Below are 21,393 nucleotides of genomic sequence, written 5' to 3'. Positions count from 1 at the left end.
TGCGCCAATTTTTGCAGTTTTATATTCATAAAAATGGCTCTAAAAACAATGTGAATAATGAGGATTGTAAGTAAGAATAGCGCATCATCTTATGCATACCCTCGCTCAGTTATTGCCCAACTGTAGTGAATACGTCAACGGTTGACGTTTGGCAAGACTTTAATGAAAAAAGATGTGTCAAAAGTTTGCGAAGCATTCAAATTATGCGCATAATAGCCCCATTAGTTATAACCATAAGTATCCCAATATGATGAAAATGAAGCCTCTTATTACCGCTATATCAATTGCTGTCGTTACTGCCAGTGTCAGCGCCGTTGCCGCACCTGATGATAATACGCGCACCTTACCAGTACGAACCGCTGACTCAATGCCTAGCATTGCCAAAAAAGTCAGCCTTAATGTACAAGAGAATCGCAGTAGCTCAATCGATGGTCGTGCTCCTGTCGTAGCCACGCCTGCTTTAAAGCCTAATATGCCTGACCGTATGACTCAGCTGATTGACGAAAAGCAGGAAGTCGATGTAGAGACAGCGCAACAAGCAGTCAGTGCTGATAACATGACGGTAGAAGAACTGGCTCGTAAGGATGTGCAGTCTGATAGCACTGACGATATTAGTGAAGGTCAAGCCGTCGCTGCCCCTACCGCAGCCATATCTGATACTAGCCCAGCAGATACTTCTATCAAAAGCATCGAAGATGTTAATGGTAAAAAACATACCACGCTGAATTTGTCGAATTATGCCAAACAAGTAAACGGTGCCACATGGACACCGAATATGAAAGTTAACTCGGCAATGACAATCAAAATGCAGGCACTGCTTGATTGGAACCATGCTTCTCCTGGCGCTATCGATGGCGGCTGGGGCATGAACAGTAAAAAAGCGCTGATCAACTTTCAAACCATGAAAGGTCTGCCAGCCACAGGTAAAATGGATCAAAAAACGTGGGATGCGTTAAATAAAAATATCCCAGCGAATAAACCGGTACTCGTGACTTACACCATCACTGAAGATGATATTAAGACCAACTTTGCTAGCACACCTGCAGGTTCAGAAGCCAAGTCCAAAATGAAAGGCTTATACTATCAAGACATTAAAGAGATGTTTGGTGAGCGCTTCCATATGGATGTGCGTTATTTAGATAAGCTGAATAAAAATAAGCAGTATAAAGCGGGCGAAACCATCACTGTTTTAAATACCCGTACACCACTTAAGCAGCGCATTAACCGTGTGGTTGCCAATAAAGCCGATAAGACATTATATGCTTATAACGGCGATAAGCTGGTGGCTACTTACCCAACGACAATCGGTAGCGATGCCACACCATCGCCACAAGGTTCGTTTAAAATCATTAACAAGGTGAAAATGCCTTGGTACAAAGCAACCGTTGGTAAAGGCGCAGACAAACAAATACATATGCTACCACCAGGACCAAATAGCCCTGTTGGCGTCGTATGGATGGGCTTATCTAAACCTTCATATGGTATTCATGGTTCACCAAAGCCTGAAGGCATCAGTCGCCAAGCCTCTGCAGGTTGTGTGCGTTTGACCAACTGGGATGTGTTAGAGGTTTACGCCAATATCGAAAATGGCGCGACTGTTGAGCTTAAATAAATTGAGCTTAATTAATAAGTCATAAATGATGAATAAAAAAAGACCTTACTATCAAGGTCTTTTTTTATGGCTGATAATCGGATTTATTGATTTAAATTGACAACATTATTCATTTTTATGCTTTATAGCCTTCTTCATTACCAGTAATGCTACCGACTTTTTTGGTAAAAAACATGCCTGCAGGGATGGACACCAAAACGCCCAATGCTACTGCTATTTGGATATGAGGTATTTCATTAAAACCTGTGACTAAAGCGCCAATCATAAAAACGCCAATGGTAACGGTTGCTGCGATTGAATAGATAACAGAGAATAATGGCCAGTTCATAACTTATTCCTCATTTTTATTGTGGATATAGTACCTTTATACACTAAACCCACAAAGAAAGTAAGTATTTCCTATAAACCTGCGAGCCAGCTATAGTAGGTGACTAAGCATAAAAAACCCTGTTAAAGTTAAGGTTTTTATTGTTATAAGTTAGTGATGCATAATTTTACTATTTTAAGTATTACTACTTAATGACACTGCGCTCTATTTAGTGGTAAAAAACCCATACGTTGTCCTCTTTTTATCATTACAATAATGTCTTTCTTTTACTTTTTAAGAAAGCTATTTGCCATGACCTCACCTGAAAACAAACCCTCTAATGATTCTTCAGTTATAAAAGATGCCTCAAGCACGGCCAATTATTCAGACAAAAAAGTGGTGCTAACTGACGCAGATGATAGCTCTGTACTAGATAGCACTGTTGAACATACTGAGTCTTCAAAAAGCTCAGAGACTCATGATGACAATGACTGTGGCGAGGATATGGCTTGTGCACAGCCGCCTGAAACAACGATAGCGATAAAGTCCATTGGTGCTGACGAGGTAGTGGCAACGTTAGAAACCGCTCAGCCCAACAATGAGTCTGAAACAACTAAACTTGAAATCACTGGGCTTGAGACACCACTATCCAATGAATCGTTAAAATCGACAACAGCGCCCAATCATAAAAATCTAAAAAATGTATCAGCAGAACATGCTCAAGCAGAAGAATATAACGCTTACGAGCAAAATTCTCAAGAAGATGCTGAGGTAACGGTAGAGGCAGAGGATAGTGCCCCCGCTGATGCACAGAGCACTTATCCTATCTCTGATAACCCTCAGCAAGAAAGCAAAGCAAATAGTAACAACGCAAAACCGTCCTCAATTGATAAACAGCCAGACACGCCTAAAAATAATGACACTATCGTAAAAAATACTGTGAAAGATAAAGTTGATAATCAGGAAGAACTAGAAGACGAGATTAAAGAAAAAAAAGAAGCTAAATTGGAGTCTTATAAGCAATTTGTTGCCGAGCAATTCAGCAATCAAAAGGTAGACTATCCAGAAGTACGGGTCAGAATCGAGGCCAACGCTCTGCCTAGCAAAATATATTTCATTATGAATATACTTTCTGCCATCATCGCCAGTTATGGGTTAGTGACCAATTCAGCTGCCGTCGTCATTGGCGCCATGTTGGTTGCCATGATGTTAGGTCCCATTACTGGCATAGCGTTAGCGATTATTGATCATCGTATGCCATTGCTACGTAAATCACTGATTACGGTTATCGTTGGTGTGTCCTTAGTGGTATTGGTTGGTTTTATCGTCGGCTGGTTACACAAAGATCAGCCACTGACCGCAGAGATATTATCGCGCACTCAGCCAACCTCGATGGATTTAATGATTGCGCTGGCAGGGGGTACTGCTGGTGCTTATGCGATGGTTTCACCGCACCTATCAGTGGCAGTGGTCGGCGTGGCGGTAGCCACTGCATTGGTGCCACCTCTTGCCGCGAGTGGTATCTTATTTGCCAATGGCGAGACGCAGCTTGGACTTGGGGCACTGCTACTGGCGCTAACCAATATTATTGCTATCCAGTTTACCAATGCTTTAGTACTTTGGTTATTAGGCTTTCGCCGTTTGGTCGATGACGATTATAAATCCAGCACCTATTTGACCTTTTTACGGCGTAATGCGGTGACGTTATTATTGTTAGGTGGCTTAGGGACATATTTGACCATCAACCTACAGACCAATGCCAAACAACAGGTTTTTGAGAGTAGCGTCAAAGAAGCCATCAATAGCTACTTTATCGACAAAGGCAACGTGCTGACCAATACTCAGTTTGATACTTCAGAAGAAAATAAAGTCGTACGTGCGGTCATTCGCGGAGAGACGACGCCTACCTCATACGATGTACGGCAAATCGAAACCGTCATTGCTCAAGATATGGCAGAGAATTTCCCTGAGTATTTACCCATTAAGCTACAGCTACGCTACTTGCCAGTACAAGTCATTGAGTCTAATCCATTGATACAAGATAAACTGGATAAGACTGATGCGGCGATTTTGACCAATTAGCTTTTTTGACCAACTGGCTTTAAGATGCGCTACAAATCCATCGAGCATCTACATGCGTAGAATAACCTAGCCGTTGTAACTCTTGTACCAAGAGCTTGGGCGTTTGTGCTAAAATCGTTTGCAAAATTATTTTACTCAATTCTATTCGCCAGTAAGGAGCCGCTGTGAGCCAGCCATTTCGCTCAGCCGATATTCGTCAAGCTTTTATCGATTTTTTCATAAGCAAGCAGCACACCCCCGTCGCCTCATCGAGTTTGATTCCACACAATGACCCGACATTGCTATTTACCAATGCCGGCATGAATCAATTTAAAGAAACGTTTTTGGGTATGGAGCCACGTGATTATACCCGTGCGGTGACGTCGCAAAAGTGCGTACGTGCTGGCGGCAAGCACAACGATTTGGACAATGTTGGCTACACGGCACGTCATCATACGTTTTTTGAAATGCTCGGTAATTTCTCTTTTGGTGACTACTTTAAGCAAGCTGGTATTTGCTATATTTGGGAGTTTTTGACCTCAGATGAATGGCTAGCAATCGATAAAAATCGCTTGTATGTGACCATTTATGAGACTGACGACGAAGCCTTTGATATTTGGCATAAAGACATCGGCATCCCAAGCGAGCGCATTATTCGTATTGGCGATAATAAAGGCGCGCCTTACGCCTCAGACAACTTTTGGACGATGGGTGACACCGGCCCTTGTGGTCCTTGTACCGAAGTCTTTTATGACCATGGTGCTGATATCGAAGGCGGTCTACCGGGCACACCTGAAGAAGATGGCGACCGTTATATCGAGATTTGGAACTGCGTCTTTATGCAGTTTAATCGTCAAAAAGATGGCACTATGCTACCGCTACCAGCGCCAAGCGTAGATACTGGCATGGGACTTGAGCGTATCAGCGCCATCATGCAAGGCGTCCATGGCAACTACGAGATAGATTTATTTGTACATTTGATGGATGCGGCGGCTGAGATTTTAGAGATTGAAAACCAGCAACAATCGTCATTAAAAGTCATCGCTGACCATATTCGCGCCGTTTCATTTTTGATTGCTGATGGCGTTACTCCAAGCAACGAAGGTCGTGGTTATGTACTGCGCCGTATCATTCGTCGTGCGGTACGTCATGGCAATAAACTTGGTGCTGACAGTGAGTTTTTCTATAAAATGGTCGAGCCCTTGGTTGCTGAAATGGGTACGGCGTATCCTGAGTTAAAAGATAAGCAAAGCGTCATTGAAAATGCCATTCAAAAAGAAGAAGCACAGTTTGCCAAAACTTTGGCACAAGGCTTGCGTCTACTTGCCAGCGAACTGGAAGGTCTAAAAGATGGCGACACGCTATCTGGGGAAGCCGCATTTAAACTGTACGATACTTATGGTTTCCCGATCGATTTGACTGCGGATATCACTCGTGAGCGCGGTATTGTGATTGATGAAGCTGAATTTGATGAGCATATGCAAGCGCAACGTGAGCGTGCTCGTGATGCTGGCAAATTTGACGTTGATTATAGCAGTGTCATTCAAGTAGAAAACCCAACGACCTTTATCGGTTATGAGCAGCTTGCAGAAGAAGGCGTCACGATTGATGCGCTGTATCAAGATGGCAATCCAGCCGATAGCTTAGCTGAGGGCATGGAAGGCGTCGTCGTATTGGATCGCACCCCATTTTATGCTGAAGGTGGTGGTCAAGTTGGTGAGCTTGGCGAAATCCGCACTGCAACTGGCGTTTTTGAAGTGCAAGATACCAAAAAATCTGGGCAAGCCATCATCCATTATGGTGTTGTGACCATGGGCGACATTAACACCAAACAAACCGCCGATGCGCAAGTCTTGTCGAGTATTCGCGCAGCCAGTGCCAAAAACCACTCTGCCACGCATCTATTGCATGCGGCATTAAGAGAAGTATTGGGCGACGCGGTCACGCAAAAAGGCTCGCTAGTATCAAGCGAAGTCTTACGTTTCGATTTCTCCTATGACAAGCCCGTCAGCACTGCCGAAATTACGCGTATCGAACGCTTAGTCAATGAGCAAATTCAAGCCAACACCCCTGCTCGCATCGAGAATATGTCTATCGACGAAGCGATGAAACAAGGTGCAATGGCATTATTTGGTGAAAAATATGGCAGTGACGTTCGCGTCTTAACCATGGGCACTGACAGTATTGTCGATGGTCAGCGCAAGCCCTTCTCTATTGAGTTGTGCGGTGGTTTGCACGTTAAACGTACTGGTGATATTGGTGTGCTAAAAATTACCAGCGAATCAGGTATTGCTGCTGGCATCCGCCGTATTGAAGCGGTCACTGGCATGAATGCAATTAAAAATATTCAGCAAAGTGAACAACAGCTGAGCGAGCTTGCCAGTCAGCTAAAAGTAAAACGTCCTGAAGTGGCACAGCGCGTGCGTACCATGGCGGATAAGCAGCGCGAACTTGAGAAACAACTAGAGCGTTTAGAGCAAAAAATCGCCAGCGCCCAAGCAGCCAATTTACTCGATGAAGTACAGACCATCGCAGGCATGCCCGTGCTTATCAGTACCTTAAGCGGTATCGACGGCAAATCTATCCGTACCCTGATGGACGATATTAAGTCTAAACTTCCTGATAGCGTGATTGTATTGATTGGTGATAAAGACGAACAGTTAGCCCTAGCTGCAAGCGTGGCAAAATCAGTCACCGCTAAAGTAAAAGCTGGTGATATCATTCGTCATTTGGCAAGTGAGCTGGGCGGTAAAGGTGGTGGTAAGCCAGATTACGCACAAGGCGGCGCGCCAAAGTCTGGCAACTGTACCGCGGTTATCAACGCCCTACCTGCTTGGATTGAAACTCAGCTTAGCTAGTCCTGAAAAAAACATGAATACAGCGCATCACTTGGGTCTACTACGCATAAAATACGCGATTGGTTATAACGGTTATAACCAATCGCCATGTATCTAAGCGCTACGGGCACTTAACGTTGTGACGTAGATATGATATAAAGGTCAACGTTTATATGCATCGTGCGTGCATTACCTAGTCAGCACTACTGAATACATAAACGAAAAGCATGGGCGCAATTCTTATAATACGGCTTTATCTATACAAGCATTGATTGAGCGTCACATCCGCATACTGGCTCTCATTGATGATAATAAAAGGCCATTAATGAATAATAGGTAGATTTTTATGGCGTTAATAGTACAGAAATACGGCGGCACCTCGATGGGCAGTATCGACCGCATCAAAAACGTCGCCAAACGAGTCAAACGCTGGCATGACAACGGTCATCAAATAGTTGTTGTCGTCTCTGCCATGAGCGGCGAAACCAACCGTTTGATTGATCTAGCACGCCAAATTAGCACTCAGCCTGACCCCCGTGAATACGACCAAATGGTCTCAACCGGTGAGCAAGTATCGATTTCATTACTTGCTATGGCGATTAAAGAGCTTGGTGTAGGCGCTCGTTCATTTACTGGTCGTCAAGTCGCGATTAAAACGGACAATGCCCACAATAAAGCCCGTATCGAAAGCATCGATGACAAAAATATCCGCGCGCAACTCGATGCAGGCAATGTCGTCATCGTCGCAGGCTTTCAAGGTATTGATGACGAAGGCAACGCGACCACATTAGGGCGCGGTGGCTCTGATACCACAGGTGTCGCTATTGCTGCTGCCTTGGGTGCTGATGAATGTCAGATTTATACCGATGTTGATGGCGTTTATACCACTGACCCTCGTGTGACCTCAAAAGCCAAAAAACTTGAAAAAATTACCTTTGAAGAAATGCTAGAGATGGCAAGTCTTGGCTCTAAGATTTTACAGATTCGTTCGGTAGAATTCGCCGGTAAATATGGTGTACCACTGCGCGTATTATCTAGCTTTGATGAAAACAACGATGGTAGCTTCGACCAAGAATTTCAAGACAATGTCGGCACCTTAATTACGATAGACGAAGGAGACAATATGGAACAGGCAATTATCTCAGGTATCGCTTTTAATCGAGACGAAGCAAAAATAGTCGTGCGCGGTGTACCTGATCATCCTGGTATTGCCTCCGCTATCCTAAGCCCGATTGGTCGTGCCAATATTGAAATTGATATGATAGTGCAAAACCTCTCTACTAACGGCACCACCGACTTTACTTTCACTGTCAACCGTACTGACATGGACAAAACCATGAAAGTACTGGAAAATGAAGTCAAAGATGAGATCGGTGCTAAAGAGATATTGGCTAATGATGAAGTCGTTAAAGTCTCTTTAGTCGGCGTCGGCATGCGCTCTCATGCTGGTGTTGCGAGCCTCATGTTCCAAACCCTTGCTGAAAACAATATCAATATTCAAATGATATCAACCAGCGAAATCAAAGTGTCTGTCCTTATCCAAGAACAGTATTTAGAAAAAGCTGTTAAATCACTACATACCGCATTTGGTCTGGATCGTGAAGATGGCGAAAGTAAAATCGCTGGGCTATAATTTATTTTAAAACGCTTAAAATAATCGATTTAGCATCAACAGTTATGCATTAAGTCAGTATCAATTACTTTCAACAATGTATTAAATTAAATAGGGTCTTTTTAGATCCTATTTTTATCTTTTATTATTGCTAGGGTAACTATTTACCCAATAGTTTTGTGAAAATCCGTGACAGTCTCTGTTATGCCCCCTATAATGGGGCTTTCATTTGGGCTAAATGAATCTACCTATCATTACCGCTATTGGCACAATAGTAAGCATTGTGGTTGTCATTGATACATTGTCTTTCTAGTGCTGCGGTAATGTCCTGCAATTGAGAAGTAATCTGATGAGTAATAATTTGTTGATGCGACATAAGGAGTGTGACGCATGTTAATTTTGACACGCCGCGTGGGCGAAACGCTAATGATTGGTGATGAGGTCAGTGTGACTGTCCTAGGTGTCAAAGGCAATCAAGTACGTATCGGTGTAAATGCACCGAAAGATATTGCCGTACACCGCGAAGAGATTTACCAACGTATTCAGCATGAGCGTTCTGTACAGTCGCAAATGCAACATCTTGAGCAAGGCAATTTTGCGCCTTCATTTGATGACGAAGACTATTTCAATCGCTAAGTTACATACTTTCACTTTTTTAATCTGCTCTGAGGTCATTTATTTATGAGTATCCGCCAATCAGATGTATCGGCTCTACTTAATGGTTTGGATAAAAAAGCCATTGGATTCAATGATGTCATCAGTTTTATTGATGATTTTTATCGCTACGCACCTGCCCCGTTTGTGAACGGTATGGTACACAATGCAGCTGGTGAAAATGAAGGTAGTGCGAAAATTTTTGGCTTTGCCAAGCACCATGGTCTGAATCAATTGGACACGCTAAAACTGTTTGGCGAGCATTATGCCAAAGTTCAAGCAACTCCTAACGGTACTGACCATGCCAATATCCGCAATTTTTTACATTGGGGCTGGCAAGGGTTTTTGATGCAAAAAAATCCATTAACGGTTCGCCCTAGTGTTGATACGACGGCGCTTTAAAAAGTTATTAAATAAGAGAAGGCCACGCTGATTAGCGTGGCCTTTTTTATGTGCTTCATTTTTTATCATAAAACTTAGCCACCAGCCTATTTATCACGAAACTTGACGGGTTGGACTGCGCCTTTCGGATTAGGCATGTTTGGATAATGATGCTCGTGCTCGACATCACATTCTGCCCCGACAATAGAGCCATCGTCTTTGACTGGCTTATGAATATAGCCTGTGCGCTCAGCAGGTGGTAGATGCTCGTGCTCCCACACCATCACCGCTTGCATACAGGTCTCGCGCTGCTCAGCGGTCAGCTTGCGACCATCAGGCCACTTACCCAACTCAATCGCCATGCGGAATTTATCCACCACTTCTGGCGTTAAACTTGCTAATATCGTTTGCTTATCCATCCTGCCTATTCTCCACTACTATTTTTTATAACATATTTTTTATAACGTTTTTATATAAAAGAGACACTTATTCGTCGTCCATAATATCATCATCCACGTCAAGACTGAATTCCTCAGCATGGACGTTCCAGTGCAATTTAGTGCGACAAGCTTCATAAAAATCAAACCCTGGCGGGTGCAATAAAGTAAGCTTATCTGGATGCTTACGAATATAGAGCCGTTGCTCCTGCTCAAGTGGCACGCTTGGCTTGCCGTCGGCACTGACCATCGGCTGAGTGCGATTGTCTTCATGAATGCGAATGCATACTTCGCTATTACCGCTCACCACAATCGGTCTGCTAGACAGCGTATGGGGATGCATGGGCACCAAACAGATAGCATCCATACTCGGATGAATAATGGGACCGCCGCCAGAGAGTGCATAGGCCGTTGAACCGGTAGGCGTTGCTGCAATCAAACCATCACTATGCTGACGATAGACATCTTGACCATCGATTTTCATCTGAAAATCAATCATATGAACCGATTTTCCCGCATGCAATACGATATCATTGAGCGCCATGTCTTCATGAATGATAGTACGCCCTTCTCGTATCTCCATCGTTAATAGAAAACGATGATCCAACTGATAATCACCCATCAGGACTTGGCGCAATTTAAACGCCGCTTCATCAGGTTTTACATCCGCCAAAAAACCAAGCCGACCACGGTTGACGCCAAGTACAGGCACACGGTAGCGTGCCAACGCTTCAGCCGCGTGCAATATCGAGCCATCACCGCCAACAACGATGACCAAATCACAAATCTCACCAATCAAACTACGCTTAACGATTTTGACCTTTTCAATCTCAGTAAGGTTCAAAGTGGGCAAGTTCGCCGTTTGCACATCCATAATCAATGTGAGATTCATCTCATTGATAGTCTGGGCAATTTGTACCAAACTTTGAGTGACACTACGTTTACCAGCGCGGCCCATAAGCCCAATACGCCTAAAAGCAGGGTTTTTGATAGCGTGGAACAGCTCTGATTCATGTAAGTGCGGCAATCTTGCGGATTGCGCTGAGTTTTCCATAAAACGACTCGGCATAACGGTAAATTACTCGCCAATGATAGCGATAAACGAGCGTTTAGACTAGCATGTTTATGAATTATCGTTGTTAACTGTCGTAATCAACCCCATATAAAAGCCATCGCACGTTACTCTTAAACGTGTTTGTTTAGCTAGGCAATACGCCAAAATACATCAACTAATAATAGCTCTATAAGGTCGTGAAGCCTTGATGGCTGTCACGTAAACACAGTTGACAATAATGGCGGTTTTGCTAAAGTAGCTAGCATCATTATTATTTATATTTTATTAAGGACAACTTTATGGCCAATCCTATTGTCAGTCGCGCAGAACTTGCGATCGGCGGTAAGCCAATGACGGTCAAGGGCGTGATTCAAAAGACCAGTCTATTACTTGGATTATCTGCGATCACTGGTGTGGGCTTTTTCTTTTATGCCCTTATGGCAGGTTTGTCGCAAGGCTTTATCACGATGGCTGCCTTCGGCAGTATGTTTGCTGCTTTTGGTCTCGCGCTTTTTATCACTTTTAAACCTCATAAGGCCAAAACCTTTGCGGTGCCTTATGCACTGTTAGAAGGCATATTTTTAGGCGGCATCTCGCTGTTCTTTATGCGGATGTATCCGAGTGTACCAGTGACCGCTATGTGTGCCACTTTTGTGACGGCAGCCGTTATGCTAGGGCTATATCGCTCAGGTCTGGTCAAGGTGACTGAAAAGTTCCGCTCAATTGTGACTTCAGCATTGATTGCAATTATGCTGGTTTATGTGGCGCAATGGGTACTTTCTTTAGCGTTTGGTTCAAGCTTACCGTTCTTATTTGAAGGTGGTGCTATCGCTATCGGCTTTAGCTTATTTGTGATTATCATCGCTTCTTTCACGCTGTTATTAGACTTCGATAATATCGATCGCGGTGTGGCAATGGGTGTCTCTGAAGATTACGAATGGTTATTTAGTATTGGTATTCTTGCCACGCTCGTATGGATGTACATTGAATTTATGCGTTTGCTTAGCTACTTACAAGACTAACTGCTCTCTAAATCTACTTGTAGTTTGGTAAAAAACCGCCTTAGCTATTCATATAGTTAAAGGCGGTTTTTTTATGGGTAAAGTTAAATACTTATAATAGACATACTGTTTGGAAAAATGTGAGCAGCAAGGAAGATGAGTCTCAGTACTACATTAGTAGGCTAAGTAAGTATGGCGCAGCTAATCGTTTTTTTGAATAGGTATTAAGCACGCTTTAAGCGCAGCGCATTTAAGACCACAAACAATGAACTTAATGACATACCAATAGCAGCCAGCCAAGGTGGCACATAGCCTAACGCTGCTGGTATTAGCACACTGCCATTATAAATCAGTGCCCAGCGGAAGTTTTGTTTGATAATACGTTCCGTTTTATCAGAGATACGCTTAGCCGCAGTAATAGCGTCGATTTGACCATTTAAGATAATACTGTCACTCGATACTTGTGCCAAATCTGCCGCCCCCGCAATAGAAGTCGAGACATCTGCTGCGGCTAGCACTGGCGCATCATTAATACCGTCTCCCACCATCAACACTACGCCACCTTCCGCCTGTAGTTTTTGAATGTGAGTAACCTTGTCTGTTGGCGATAGACCATTGTAAGCAGAATGCATCCCTAAGCTTTCAGCCAATACCAGCGCTTGCGGGCTTGGGTCACCAGTCAACATAACTGTCTCAATACCCAACTCTTTAAGCGTATCGAGCATGGCTTTGGCACTATCACGCACCTTATCATTGAAATAGAAGCATGCCAGCGCTTGCCAAGTGACCGAGTCATTTTGTTGACAAGATAAAACCACCGCTGAGCTGGCGCGCTGTGATACTAAATCAATGACCATATCATTATCAGTATCGTTTAACGCAAAATCCACATGACCAATTCGATATAATACGCCATCAATCACTGCCTCAACACCGCCTGCTGGATAATGCTGTAAGGCCTGCGTCGATGGCAAATGCAACTGATAGGCAGCAGTCAATAGTGCATGAGCAATCGGATGACGGCTTCCTACTTCTAGAGCCGCAGCGATTGCTAATAGCGTATCTTTTTGCTCATCTGTAGCCGTTGCAATATCATTATCTTTAAGCAGCTCAATATTTAATAAATTTGGCTTACCATAAGTGAGCGTGCCTGTTTTATCAAAAGCGACATGAGTGATTTCAGCGAGCGTTTGTAGCGTATGTCCACGCGTCGTCAAAAACCCATAGCTTGCCAGTCGATTGGTCGCGACCGTCAGCGCAATCGGCGTCGCTAAAGACAGTGCACAAGGGCAAGTCGCGACCAATACCGCGACCGTAGCCCAAATCGCTTGGCTTGGGTCAACGATATACCAACCAATGAATACCAAGACAGACAATACCAAAATACGCGCCACAAACCAGCGTGCCAGCTTGTCTGCTTGCTGTGCCAGTTTGGGCTTTTCACTCATGGCACGGTTCATCAGCCGATCAATCAAGCCAATTTGGCTGTCTGCTGGCAATGCTGTGACCAGCATCTCAAACGGTTGGCTATCGTTTTGTGCACCGCCGACGATATAGTCACCTTGGCTCTTGATAATCAAGTCGCCCTCACCCGTCAATAGGCTTTGCGACACGGTAGCAGTCTGGCTCAGCAAAATACCATCGCTGATGATTTCAGAGCCAGCCTCAACTAAAATGATATCACCCACTTGCAAACTATGGGCGGTGACCATTTGTTTTTCTTTTGCCTCATCTGCTGTTGTTGATATGGCTGATTTTTGAGTACGCGTGCGTTGCCAGTCTTGTGCAATTTTTGATGTGAGCTGATGAACATTGGCATCCATGCTTTGCATAAAATTAGGCGTTGGATTGGCTGATGTGCTCGCCTCATTTGTATCCAAATTACTGACTTGATTACTCACGTCTTCATTTACAGCTGTTTTCTCGAGCTCATTTTTCTTTAACTGCTGTAATATAAGCTCGGCGGCTTCTTTATCTTCCGCAATTTTTTGTACCAGTACTGGCTCAACCACGACCAAGTCATTGGCCATGGTGGCGGCTTTTAGGCGTGCATTATGCTCAATGTAACGCCCTGCCAGTAAAAAGAAAATAAACATACTGACCGAATCGTAATAGGTTTCCCCTTGCCCAGTGATGGTCGCATATAGGCTCGCGAAAAAAGTCACAATCAGCGCGATACTGACGGGTACATCCATATTAACTTGACGGGCACGAATTGCCGACCACGCTGAGGTAAAGAACGGGATACCCGCATAGAAGAACACGGGCGTACTGACAAATAAAGACACCCAGCGCAAAAAATCACGCTGAAATATTAGCATGTCGCTGTATTCACCAAAATAGATGGCAACGGCATACATCATCGCTTGCATCGAGCCCAACGCGGCAATGCCCAATCTTATGAGCATTTGGTTGTTATGACGTGCCAGCATCGCCTCATGCGTATCTTGACGATAAGGCTTGGCTTCGTAGCCTATTTCATTAATGGTGGCAAGAATACGGCTGATCGGCAGCTTATCCTCGTTCCATATCACACGCATCCGCTGATTGGTCAAATTCACCTGACATTTACTGATGCCCTCTAACTCATCGAGACGCGACTCAATTAGCCAAGTACACGCCGCACAGCGTAGGTTATTGACGGACAGCTCTGCAACCGACAGTCCGTCTTGTGCATAGACAAACTGTGATTTGATCTCGTCATGGTCATAGGCCTCAAGGCGAGTCAACTGCGTCGGTAGACTTGCCGTGCGATTGATCTCTGAGCGATCCAGATAATACTGTTCAAGTCCTGCCTCTACGATGCTTTGAGAGGCTAACTGACAGCCCATACAGCACATCTCACGCGACTTACCCAATATCTTGGCATGGAACGGCGGCTGCGGTACAGGATCACCGCAGTGGAAACAGTGACCTGCGAGTGGCAGTACTAAACCTTCGATGATAGAGTTATCTTCATAATGCTGGCTGGTGGTCGATGCCATGGATGAGGGGACATTGGACATAATCGCGCTTACTTCCTTTAGACAGGTTTGCTCGAACCTTATTCGCTTTAAGTAAACTTACTATCACTAACGAGACTCAACGCCTATGCAGAAGACCTATCTAAAACAGCTATTTTAAATAACTCTCAGCACGGCTCGCAAAAAATAAAACAATAACAGTAGCGGTTAATTCATAAAAAACACATCGTTGGCGCATCTCTAAACTGCTATCGTGCATGGCTATGTGACATGGTGACATGAAGCTAATATGACACTTATATAACAATGATACTGCCAATCTAAAGCTTTTAATGCTTTGTTAGCAATGACCGTGTTTTAACAGAGATTATACTATAAGCAAGTGCTGTGAAGAGCATAACGACTCACAGCTTAAAATCAATGAATGCCTGCGTTGACGATGATAGATTGAAAAATTTGTCAATTTGCGTCATTATGAGGCAGTTTTTTATACCAAAATGGTGCGACATCAGTGCAAACATCCAATTCCAAGTTACCAAATACCAAGTTAACACAGCCCTCTAAATCTGTTAACCACACGCTCCCTTCACAGCAGCGTGGGTTGGTATTTAGTAGTCTTATCTTAATTGTCATTATTGCTGGCATGGTGCTCTTGGCGCTATATTTAATCAAACTTGATCGCACCATTACTCATAAGTTTGAGGGTAAGCGCTGGGATATTCCTGCTAAAGTGTATTCGCAGCCGCTTGAATTGTATCAAGGCGCGAGTGTCGACAAAGATACGATGAAGACATGGCTGGAGTTGCTGAACTATCAAAGCAACAAAGCTTATGATCGCACGGGAACCTATCATAGATCAGGTAATACCTACTTTATTCATACTCGCGGTTTTACTTATAGCGCCAACGATGTGGATAAAGAGCAAGTCATAAAAATGACCATTGCTGGTAATAAGATTGAGTCCGTGCAAAGCACTTTGCCTGCCAAAAGCGGCATCATTCGCTTAGAGCCGGTGAGTATCGGTGGCATTTATCCTGACAGTAATGAAGATCGTTTGGTCGTCTCGTTAGATGAAGTGCCACAACCACTCATTGATGCGTTAATAGCCACAGAAGATCGTGCATTTTATGAGCACAAAGGTGTCTCTATACGAGGCATTGCACGTGCCGTACTGAACAACTTTTCTGGTGGCTCTAGACAAGGCGGCTCGACCATCACTCAGCAGCTAATTAAAAACTTCTATCTCAATTCAGATCGTACGCTGAAGCGCAAAGCCAACGAAGCGTTAATGGCAGTATTGCTCGAGCTACATTATAGCAAAGATGAAATTCTACAAACGTACCTCAACGAGATTTATTTGGGTCAAAACGGCAACCGCTCTATTAATGGTTTTGGCTTGGCATCACAGTTTTACTTTGATAAACCACTGAATGAGCTGCGCTTGGATCAGCAAGCCCTGTTAGTCGGTATGGCAAAAGGCCCGAGTATCTACAACCCACGTCGCCATCCAAACGATTCAAAAGCACGCCGTGACGTCGTACTGGGCAACATGCTGGCCGTTGGCTCACTCAGTCAAGAAGACTATGAAAAAGCACTTAAGCAGCCTCTTGGTGTCGTGGACAAACCTGTCGAAGGCAAAAGTCAATTCCCTGACTTTTTGGATATCGTCAAGCGCGAGCTGAACACCGTGTACTATTCTGATGATCTCAAAAATGAAGGTCTTATCATTATCAGTACTTTAGACCCTATTGCACAATTAGCCGCAGACAAAGCAGTTGATAGAAAATTGGGTGAGCTGCGGCGTAACAGTAGCAAAACCAAGGACTTACAAGGTGCCTTAGTGAGTGCCAATCCTGAGACTGGTGAGCTGGTCTCTGTGGTGGGTAGTGGCAGTGAATTTACCGGCTTTAACCGTGCGGTCGATGCCAAGCGCCAAGTGGGCTCGTTATTGAAGCCTATTATTTATATGACAGCACTTGAAAGTGGGCGCTATAATCTTGCAAGCTCAGTCGATGACTCACCGATTACCGTGAATCTAAGCGATGGTACTAAATGGAACCCCAAGAACTATGACAATCGTGACCATGGTTATGTGCCATTTACCACCGCTTTATCAAAGTCTTATAACCAAGCAGCGGTACGCTTAGGTATGGAGTTTGGGGTCGATACCTTTGCCAAGCAGTTACAGCGCATGGGTATTAAAGAAAAAATACCACCCTACCCGTCAGCATTGTTAGGTTCTGTTAATCTTAGCCCAATGGACATGCTTGGTGTCTATCAAGTCTTTGCAACTGGTGGCTTCCGTACGCCTATCCATAGTATTCGCACCGTCATTGATGACCGTGGTCGTATTTTACAACGTACTGGACTCAACACTCAGCGTAGTATTCCGCCTGAGACCAATTTCTTAATTAACTATGCTTTACAAGATGTGGTCAAAAACGGTACTGCCAAACGCGTGCAATCACTTGGTAGCAATCTAAATCTTGCTGGCAAAACAGGTACCACAAATGATTACCGCGACGCTTGGTTTGCAGGCTACAGTGGCAACTATGTCAGTGTGGTTTGGGTTGGCCGTGATGATAACAAGCCAATTGGTTTAAGCGGCGGTACTGGCGCATTGCCAGTTTGGGTTGACTATATGAATCGCTTGAAACTGACGCCTGTGGCACTACCAGAGCCTGAAGGTATTGAATGGTTGTGGTTAGAGAACAACTCAGGCAAGTTGTCTAATGAGCGCTGTGCAGATGCACGCTATCTGCCTGTCCTGTCGGCATATTTACCAGAAGAAGCCAGCAGTTGCGCTGTCGGCTTATATCAACAAGATCGTGCTCGTGAACAAAACCAGCAGCGCCGTAGTGAAGGTTTAGAGATTCCAAATGGCGAAGCTGTTGATAGCGACAACCAGGAAAACAGTGATGGGTCAAATGGTAATGATGCAGAAAGTCGTGCCGATACTTGGTATGATCGTGCCGTTGAATGGTTCTAAAGTTATTTGTGAAACTTAAAAAAGGTCTCAACTTAATGTTATCTCTCAAGCAAACTGTATCAGCTAGGTCAGCCGTCATAACGCGGTCTATCAAAATCAAGCCAGCCAATACGATGCTGGCAGTCAGTGCTCTAGCTGGCATGTTGAGTTTGAGTGCTTGCCAGACTGCGCCGACTGCATCTACCGCAATAAAAACGGTACCGACTCAAACGCTGCCATCATCGCAAACAGCCAAAGCCCCCATAGCGACTGTGACGCAAGCGCCCATTGTCAGAACAGAGGACGACTACCCCATTGAGCCTTATAATTCCTCCGAACCAGCCGAATCAACCAATCCGTTGACTCAAGAGACGCCTGTATTTACACCATCTAATCCTGTGTTGACCCAACCTGATCCAGTTATTATCATCCCTTCGCGTGATGACTACATCATCTCTGAGCCGTCAGCACCGTCACACAACGAATTGCTAGAACAGGCAAGAAAAAACTCGCAGCAACGGACACAGCAAGCTACTACCAACAATAGCAACTTGCCAGCATTTCGCAATTTGATGCAAGCAGGTATCAGTCAACTAAAAGCTGGCAAACTAACCAATGCTGAAAACAGCTTTACCCGTGCACAGCGCCTAGCACCTAAATCTTCTGCGGTGTATTTCTATTTGGCGCAAGTGGCATTAAAAAAGAACCAGCCGCGTAAAGCAGAAGCCATGGCACGCCGTGGTCTGAGTGTTTCTCAAGATACCAGTCGTCGCCGCGCGCTGTGGCAAATTATTTTGCAATCAGGACAAGCCCAAGGCAACGCTCGCGTCATCAGTGAAGCGAAGCAAGCCTTACGCTAATATCAAGACATAGCGAAGTGAATAGAGACCAAGTTTATCATTTGGTATCTATTCACTTTTTATATTGTGCATACGCATCATTTATCCAAAATAGACATTTATTTTTAATTAAGGTTATCGTTATGGCATGGCAACAACTGCATTTACAATGTGAAAAAGCAAACGTCGATTTGGCTGAGGCACTGCTCCTAGAAGCAGGTGCATTATCCATCGCCTTAGACGACGCAGGTGACCAGCCTTTATTTGAGCCCTTACCTGGTGAATCACCGCTATGGGATGAAGTTATCTTGACAGGGCTATTTGATGCGACCACCGATGCTGGCAGTCGTCAGGCGGTCGAGCAGCTCAGTCATGAAATCGCAGCACAAGTGCAAGCCACTCGTATCTGGCTCACGGCTGTCGATGATAAAGATTGGGAGCGCGAATGGATGAGCAATTACCATCCTATCGAATGTGCCAATAATTTATGGATTGTACCCAACTGGCTGACACCGCCCAATCCTGAGGCGACTAACATTATTATGGACCCGGGCCTAGCTTTTGGTACAGGCTATCATGCCACTACCCGCTTATGTCTTGACTGGTTAACAGAACAAGATCTAAAAGACAAAGTGGTGATTGATTATGGTTGCGGTTCAGGTATTTTAGGCATTGCTGCTTTGTTATTAGGTGCGCGCCACGTGTATGCCGTCGATATCGACCCACAAGCAGTGCTGGCAACCAATCAAAATGCCGCACGTAATCACGTTGGGGATCGCCTGCAAGCGTTTTTGCCAGAAGACTTTACTGAATACTGCACACAAAATGATGTGTTACCTGTAGACGTAATCGTTGCAAACATTCTAGCCAAGCCGCTCATTGGCTTAGCGCCTTACTTCGCCACCTTAATCGCACCAAAAGGTCGCATTGTATTGGCCGGTCTAATAGAGTCACAAACCGAACAAGTAACGGCGGCTTATCAACCTTATTTTGCGCTTGATGCAAAGCATGCTTTTACAGCGCAAGAAGACCAACATTGGCAGCGTTTATCTGGTACATTTACAGGCTAGCAACATTTAATTACATCTGTTACGATAGAGGGCAGTCAAATGTCATGCATTTGACGCCACTCTGTCCTTATTCATGATTTATGGACATTTACAGCTAATATTTAAAGCTGATACAAAAGGCAGTATTAGCACTATAGGCAACTATTAGCGAGTGGCTAAGCGGTATTGATAACCATAATTTTTTGGATTCGACCCTATGACCACGCCCATAAAAACTCAGTGCCCTCATTGCCAAGCTTGCTTTAAAATACAGCAAACACAGTTGAATAAAGTAAACGCCACTGTTAGCTGTGATCAATGCCAACAGAGTTTTTTGGTCAATAAACATCTTATCCTCACTGCCGATGCTGTCAGTACTTCCGCGATTCAAGAAAATACAACGACTGACACCAATATGACAGCCGATTCAAATGGACATTCTGCACAAACCGCTGACAATCATAATAAAAATCAACATGCAGTAGGCGCTGCTAAGTCACCACTCACTCCTCCACATTCAAAAAATATTTCATCTGATACTTTAATTGAGGATGATTTGATTCATGACGGCTTAATCTATGATGATATGGATAGCGATGAGCCAGAAGAAAGTATTTTAGAGTATGATTCTCTAGATAGTATGGATGCTTGGCTGACTCAAGCAAGCAATATGAACAATAGCAGTTATACTTCTACAGCAGACAACCAACTAACAAGCAACCTCTCTAAAAAAACAGATAAAAACAATGCGTCATCAGCGAAAGTATCATCTGGTGATACAACAGAAAATTCCTCATCGGCACAAATGGCGCTCAGTTCAGCAGCCGCTAATGATATTCATGCCAATGTGGATGATACTGCGGATAATTCTTGGCTCGAAAAACTCCTAAAAGAACAAAATAAAAGCGAAGAGGTTCGACAAGACGATACCGATTTATCACAACTGTTGCTCGATATGGGTGTACCACTGAAAGATGAAGCATTAACCGCCGAAGAGCGTGTGAGAAAAGCACAAGCAAAGTTTACACCTACGCCGCAGAGACGTTCTATCGCATCCTTACTATGGACACTAGGATGCTTAGTATTAGCACTGCTACTTTTTGCTCAATACGTCATTTTCAATCTAGAAACTTTGATGAAAAACCCAGTGCATGCAGAGCGCTTACAATCAGTATGTGCAGTGGCTGCCTGTAGTTTACCTAGTGCCGATCTAACAGCATTCACGATTACCAACCTTAATCATAAATCGAGTAAGATTAAGATGGATGGAAAGTCGAGCGATGTCAGTGCCACATTAAACAATCAAAGTGCCAAAGCGCAGCTGTATCCGAATATTAAAGTCAGCGTATACGGCGCAAATGATATGATTGGAGAATTCATCGCCACGCCAGCTGATTATCTATTAAGCAAGCAAAGCCAATTAGCGGCGGACAGTAGTCGAAACATATTATTTACCATCCCTGTTGCTAATAGACAAATTCGAGAAGTGACTATAAGTCCTCTGTATTGAATAGATAATTACCAACAAAATATTGTCTATCTATAAACAACCTTGTCTCTTAAAACTTCAGCCGTCAGAAAAACGTAGACAGGTCGCAAGTTCAATAGTGATGCAAGT

General features: G+C 44.1%; 14 protein-coding genes and 1 pseudogene. 11 read left to right on the top strand and 4 right to left on the bottom strand.

Annotated elements, in window-relative coordinates; genetic code table 11:
- Positions 1 to 172 precede the first annotated feature (172 nt).
- Complete coding sequence (locus tag JMW85_RS05050; protein WP_087814153.1) at positions 173 to 1,612, top strand: L,D-transpeptidase family protein; 1,440 nt, start codon at positions 173 to 175, stop codon at positions 1,610 to 1,612.
- Positions 1,613 to 1,727: 115 nt separating this feature from the next.
- Here JMW85_RS05050 and JMW85_RS05045 read toward each other — a convergent pair whose 3' ends face one another.
- Complete coding sequence (locus JMW85_RS05045) at positions 1,728 to 1,940, bottom strand: hypothetical protein (RefSeq protein WP_087814154.1); 213 nt, start codon at positions 1,938 to 1,940, stop codon at positions 1,728 to 1,730.
- Between the two features lie 291 nt (positions 1,941 to 2,231).
- Here JMW85_RS05045 and JMW85_RS05040 point away from each other — a divergent pair, with 291 nt between their 5' ends.
- From JMW85_RS05040 to JMW85_RS05020, 5 genes and pseudogenes are all read left to right on the top strand, one after another.
- Positions 2,232 to 4,001, top strand: a complete 1,770-nt coding sequence (locus JMW85_RS05040; protein WP_201581105.1) for a DUF389 domain-containing protein — start codon at positions 2,232 to 2,234, stop codon at positions 3,999 to 4,001.
- Between the two features lie 164 nt (positions 4,002 to 4,165).
- Complete coding sequence (gene alaS / locus JMW85_RS05035) at positions 4,166 to 6,838, top strand: alanine--tRNA ligase (protein WP_087814156.1); 2,673 nt, start codon at positions 4,166 to 4,168, stop codon at positions 6,836 to 6,838.
- 325 nt (positions 6,839 to 7,163) lie between these two features.
- A complete protein-coding gene (locus tag JMW85_RS05030; RefSeq protein ID WP_087814157.1) occupies positions 7,164 to 8,450 on the top strand; it encodes an aspartate kinase in 1,287 nt (428 codons plus the stop codon).
- 369 nt (positions 8,451 to 8,819) lie between these two features.
- Positions 8,820 to 8,987 (top strand): annotated as a pseudogene (gene csrA, locus JMW85_RS05025) (carbon storage regulator CsrA); the annotation flags it as partial.
- Positions 8,988 to 9,110: 123 nt separating this feature from the next.
- Positions 9,111 to 9,485, top strand: coding sequence for a HopJ type III effector protein (locus JMW85_RS05020; RefSeq protein WP_045445094.1), 375 nt, complete (start codon positions 9,111 to 9,113; stop codon positions 9,483 to 9,485).
- A gap of 86 nt (positions 9,486 to 9,571) precedes the next feature.
- On the opposite strand, the gene JMW85_RS05015 is transcribed toward JMW85_RS05020, so the two are convergent.
- Positions 9,572 to 9,883: a YeaC family protein gene (locus JMW85_RS05015; protein WP_045451872.1), complete on the bottom strand. Its 312-nt coding sequence runs from the start codon at positions 9,881 to 9,883 to the stop codon at positions 9,572 to 9,574.
- 67 nt (positions 9,884 to 9,950) lie between these two features.
- On the bottom strand, positions 9,951 to 10,955 hold the full coding sequence (locus tag JMW85_RS05010; RefSeq protein WP_227675922.1) for an NAD(+) kinase: 1,005 nt from the start codon (positions 10,953 to 10,955) through the stop codon (positions 9,951 to 9,953).
- Between the two features lie 299 nt (positions 10,956 to 11,254).
- Between JMW85_RS05010 and JMW85_RS05005 the strand changes: the two genes are divergently transcribed.
- Positions 11,255 to 11,977, top strand: a complete 723-nt coding sequence (locus JMW85_RS05005; RefSeq protein ID WP_045445091.1) for a Bax inhibitor-1/YccA family protein — start codon at positions 11,255 to 11,257, stop codon at positions 11,975 to 11,977.
- Positions 11,978 to 12,180: 203 nt separating this feature from the next.
- On the opposite strand, the gene JMW85_RS05000 is transcribed toward JMW85_RS05005, so the two are convergent.
- Positions 12,181 to 14,961 carry a heavy metal translocating P-type ATPase gene (locus JMW85_RS05000; RefSeq protein ID WP_087816175.1) on the bottom strand — a complete coding sequence of 927 codons (2,781 nt, stop codon included), beginning with the start codon at positions 14,959 to 14,961 and terminating at the stop codon, positions 12,181 to 12,183.
- Positions 14,962 to 15,430: 469 nt separating this feature from the next.
- Between JMW85_RS05000 and mrcB the strand changes: the two genes are divergently transcribed.
- From mrcB to JMW85_RS04980, 4 genes are all read left to right on the top strand, one after another.
- Complete coding sequence (gene mrcB, locus JMW85_RS04995) at positions 15,431 to 17,908, top strand: penicillin-binding protein 1B (RefSeq protein ID WP_087816173.1); 2,478 nt, start codon at positions 15,431 to 15,433, stop codon at positions 17,906 to 17,908.
- A gap of 35 nt (positions 17,909 to 17,943) precedes the next feature.
- Positions 17,944 to 18,747, top strand: a complete 804-nt coding sequence (locus JMW85_RS04990) for a tetratricopeptide repeat protein (protein ID WP_087816171.1) — start codon at positions 17,944 to 17,946, stop codon at positions 18,745 to 18,747.
- A 122-nt stretch (positions 18,748 to 18,869) separates the two neighbouring features.
- On the top strand, positions 18,870 to 19,796 hold the full coding sequence (gene prmA, locus JMW85_RS04985) for a 50S ribosomal protein L11 methyltransferase (RefSeq protein ID WP_087816169.1): 927 nt from the start codon (positions 18,870 to 18,872) through the stop codon (positions 19,794 to 19,796).
- A 196-nt stretch (positions 19,797 to 19,992) separates the two neighbouring features.
- On the top strand, positions 19,993 to 21,285 hold the full coding sequence (locus tag JMW85_RS04980; protein ID WP_201581104.1) for a DUF3426 domain-containing protein: 1,293 nt from the start codon (positions 19,993 to 19,995) through the stop codon (positions 21,283 to 21,285).
- Positions 21,286 to 21,393: the final 108 nt, after the last annotated feature.

It is taken from the genome of Psychrobacter glacincola (genome assembly GCF_904846075.1).
In the GTDB taxonomy this organism is placed as follows: Bacteria; Pseudomonadota; Gammaproteobacteria; order Pseudomonadales; family Moraxellaceae; genus Psychrobacter; species Psychrobacter glacincola_C.
This window is presented reverse-complemented; position numbering and strand designations above follow the sequence as displayed.

Excerpts from the sequence above, each read along its gene's own strand:
- JMW85_RS05050 (WP_087814153.1), top strand. The coding sequence starts at position 173 with ATGTGTCAAAAGTTTGCGAAGCATTCAAATTATGCGCATAATAGCCCC.
- prmA (WP_087816169.1), top strand. The coding sequence starts at position 18,870 with ATGGCATGGCAACAACTGCATTTACAATGTGAAAAAGCAAACGTCGAT.
- JMW85_RS05040 (WP_201581105.1), top strand. The coding sequence starts at position 2,232 with ATGACCTCACCTGAAAACAAACCCTCTAATGATTCTTCAGTTATAAAA.
- JMW85_RS04980 (WP_201581104.1), top strand. The coding sequence starts at position 19,993 with ATGACCACGCCCATAAAAACTCAGTGCCCTCATTGCCAAGCTTGCTTT.
- JMW85_RS05010 (WP_227675922.1), bottom strand. The coding sequence starts at position 10,955 with ATGGAAAACTCAGCGCAATCCGCAAGATTGCCGCACTTACATGAATCA.
- JMW85_RS05015 (WP_045451872.1), bottom strand. The coding sequence starts at position 9,883 with ATGGATAAGCAAACGATATTAGCAAGTTTAACGCCAGAAGTGGTGGAT.
- JMW85_RS05030 (WP_087814157.1), top strand. The coding sequence starts at position 7,164 with ATGGCGTTAATAGTACAGAAATACGGCGGCACCTCGATGGGCAGTATC.
- JMW85_RS04990 (WP_087816171.1), top strand. The coding sequence starts at position 17,944 with ATGTTATCTCTCAAGCAAACTGTATCAGCTAGGTCAGCCGTCATAACG.
- JMW85_RS05000 (WP_087816175.1), bottom strand. The coding sequence starts at position 14,961 with ATGTCCAATGTCCCCTCATCCATGGCATCGACCACCAGCCAGCATTAT.
- JMW85_RS05045 (WP_087814154.1), bottom strand. The coding sequence starts at position 1,940 with ATGAACTGGCCATTATTCTCTGTTATCTATTCAATCGCAGCAACCGTT.
- JMW85_RS05005 (WP_045445091.1), top strand. The coding sequence starts at position 11,255 with ATGGCCAATCCTATTGTCAGTCGCGCAGAACTTGCGATCGGCGGTAAG.
- JMW85_RS05020 (WP_045445094.1), top strand. The coding sequence starts at position 9,111 with ATGAGTATCCGCCAATCAGATGTATCGGCTCTACTTAATGGTTTGGAT.